Origin of the sequence: Rhodoferax sp. UBA5149 (assembly GCF_002413825.1) — a bacterium.
Lineage (GTDB): Bacteria > Pseudomonadota > Gammaproteobacteria > Burkholderiales > Burkholderiaceae_C > Rhodoferax.
In genome coordinates, this window is sequence record NZ_DHXT01000219.1 from 586 (window position 1) to 2,461 (window position 1,876).

Sequence of the window (1,876 nt, forward strand, 5' to 3'; positions counted from 1 at the left end):
CGGGTTTTTGGCACTATTTCCAGGGTATGGAAGTTTTGGTCGTAGACCTGGGCATCGCGGTGCACCAGGGCCTCGGGCTTTTGCGTTGCAATGTCCTGGTACAGGGTGCCGCCAAAGGCCACGTTGATCAGCTGCAAACCGCGGCACACGCCAAACACTGGTTTGCCGGCGGCGACAAAAGCCTTCACCAGCGCTTGCTCATACACGTCGCGGATGCGGTCGCCGCTCCAGCGCGCGTGCAGCGGTGTCTCGCCATAGCTGCCGGGCCAGACATCGGCGCCGCCGTGCAGCACCAGGCCGTCCAGCCACTGGGCGTAGTCGTCAAAGTGCACCTCGCCGCGCGCGGTTTCTCCGGCGGGTGACGGAATCATGACCGGCAAAGCGCCGCCCGACATGACCCAATGCGCCATCGACTGCTCGACGTATTGCAAGGTCTTGCTGGCAAACACCGCGCGCGCCGGGTCGGGATGCAAAAAGCAGGCGCTGATGCCGATTTTCAGACGGGTTTCTGTGACGGTCACGGCAAGCCTCCTGTTGACAAGAAATTTTCCGCCGGGCCGCCCCAAGGGAAATTAGCCCCCTCGGGGGGCAGCGCAGCACACGAAGTGGCAAGCGTGGGGGCCATATCACATGGCGGCCTTGAACAGGGCCTCAAAGTCCGCCGCCGTGCAGGGTCGCGGATTGGTCTGGTGGCAGATGTCGGCCATGGCAATCGCCACCAGACGTGGCAGCTGCTCCGGCGTCACGCCATGCGCCGCCAGACCGCCGCTGATGCCGACGCTGCTTCGGAGCTGTTGCAGCCAGGGCACAAAGGCCTGACCGCCACCCGCCACCTTGCACACATGGGCCAGCTCGTCGAATTTGCCTGGCACCACCTCAAAGTTCCAGGCCATGACGGTGTCAATCATCAGCGCGTTGGCGAGACCATGGTGCAGGTCGCAGACGGCACCCAGCGCATGGGCGCAGGAGTGCACGGCGCCCAGGTCTTTCTGGAACGCGATGGCGCCCATCATCGAGGCCATCATCATGTCCGAGCGCGCCTGCAGGTTGCCGGGCTCGTTCACCGCCGTGAGCAGGGCGGCAGCGGCAATGCGCGTGCCCTCCAGCGCGATGCCATCGCACAGCGGGTGGTAGGCCGGCGACAGGTAGCTCTCGATGTTGTGGGTCAGGGCGTCCATGCCGGTGGCGGCGGTCACATGGGCCGGCAGGCCGAGCGTCAATTCAGGATCGGCAAACACGTGCTTCGCCAGAATTTTGGGGCTGAACACGACGCGCTTCAGGTGCGTGTCGTTTTCGCTCACGACGCTGGAGCGGCCCACTTCCGAGCCGGTGCCCGAGGTGGTCGGCAGCGCCACGAAATACGGTAGGGCGTGCTCGATCGGCCGCACCTGCGGGTGGTCCCACACGTACGCCAGAATGTCGCCCGCGTGGGTGGCCGCCACGCCCACCAGCTTAGCCACGTCGAGCGCCGCGCCGCCGCCGAAACCGATGATGCAATCGGCCTGGTGCGCCCGGTAGGCGGCCGCACCCTCCATCACCTGGCTACAGGTCGGGTTGCCGAATACGCCGCGGAACACCGCCACTTCCAGCCCCGCCAGATGGGTTTTGAACTCGGCCAGCACCGGCAAGGCGGCCAGCGCCTGGTCGGTGACGATCAGCGGGCGTTTGAAGCCGCGGTCCAGCAGATGCCGGGCCACCAGCTTGCGCGCGCCGGCGCCGAACTCGATGGCGGTGGGAAAGGAGAAATGGCTGATAGTCATGGTCGTGGTCGTTAAATGATTTCAAAATAGCGTTTCATTTCCCAGTCAGTCACGGCGTCCAGCCACTGGCGCCATTCCCATTCACGGGTGGCGGCGAAGTGGTCGACGAAGGTGTC

At 65.0% G+C, this 1,876-nt stretch carries 2 protein-coding genes; both read right to left on the reverse strand.

Annotated elements, in window-relative coordinates; translation table 11 throughout:
- A partial coding sequence (locus B3V69_RS19545; protein ID WP_296449115.1) for a gamma-glutamyl-gamma-aminobutyrate hydrolase family protein occupies positions 1–521 on the reverse strand: 521 nt, incomplete at its 3' end.
- 105 nt (positions 522–626) lie between these two features.
- Positions 627–1,760 carry an iron-containing alcohol dehydrogenase gene (locus B3V69_RS19550; RefSeq protein WP_296449118.1) on the reverse strand — a complete coding sequence of 378 codons (1,134 nt, stop codon included), beginning with the start codon at positions 1,758–1,760 and terminating at the stop codon, positions 627–629.
- Positions 1,761–1,876 lie beyond the last annotated feature (116 nt).